Source organism: Pseudomonas psychrophila (genome assembly GCF_001043005.1).
Lineage (GTDB): Bacteria > Pseudomonadota > Gammaproteobacteria > Pseudomonadales > Pseudomonadaceae > Aquipseudomonas > Aquipseudomonas psychrophila.
In genome coordinates this window covers 1-543 of record NZ_JYKZ01000101.1, presented here as the reverse complement: position 1 = coordinate 543, position 543 = coordinate 1, and the positions used below count along the sequence as shown (strand labels likewise).

The 543-nt window shown below is 57.5% G+C and carries 2 pseudogenes; both read left to right on the top strand.

Features of this window, described 5'->3' with window-relative positions:
- Window positions 1–173: pseudogene (locus TU76_RS25335) on the top strand (FAD-dependent tricarballylate dehydrogenase TcuA); the annotation flags it as partial.
- Window positions 160–543, top strand: a pseudogene (gene tcuB / locus TU76_RS24280) (tricarballylate utilization protein TcuB); the annotation flags it as partial. The pseudogenes TU76_RS25335 and tcuB, both read left to right, overlap by 14 nt.

Here is a 543-nt window from a genome sequence, read left to right as displayed (position 1 = left end):
TGTTCGTAGCCGGAGAAATGATGGCCGGTAATGTGCTGGGCAAGGGCTATACCGCGGGTATCGGCATGGCCATTGGTACAGCGTTCGGCCGCATAGCCGGTGTACAAGCCGCCGCCGCAGTGGGCTTTGGCGCTTCATCTGTGAATACGGAGTCTTCGCATGCAACTGTTTGATCCCAAGGCCTCGGGCGACTTGATCCCGGTGCTGAATCTTGACGAAAGTGAAGTCGAGCGACAGATGACCATCTGCAATGCCTGTCGTTATTGCGAAGGTTTCTGTGCGGTATTTCCGGCGATGACCCGGCGCCTGGAGTTCACTCAGGCGGACATCCATTACCTGGCGAACCTTTGCCACAACTGCGGTGCATGTCTGCACGCCTGCCAGTACGCCGCCCCCCATGAATTCGGGGTCAATGTACCCAAGGCAATGGCCAAGGTACGCCTTGATACCTACGCCGAATACGCATGGCCACAGGTGATGGGCAAGTTATATCAACGCAACGGATTGACTCTGGCGCTGGCTTCTGGGGCTGGCCTGGCATTG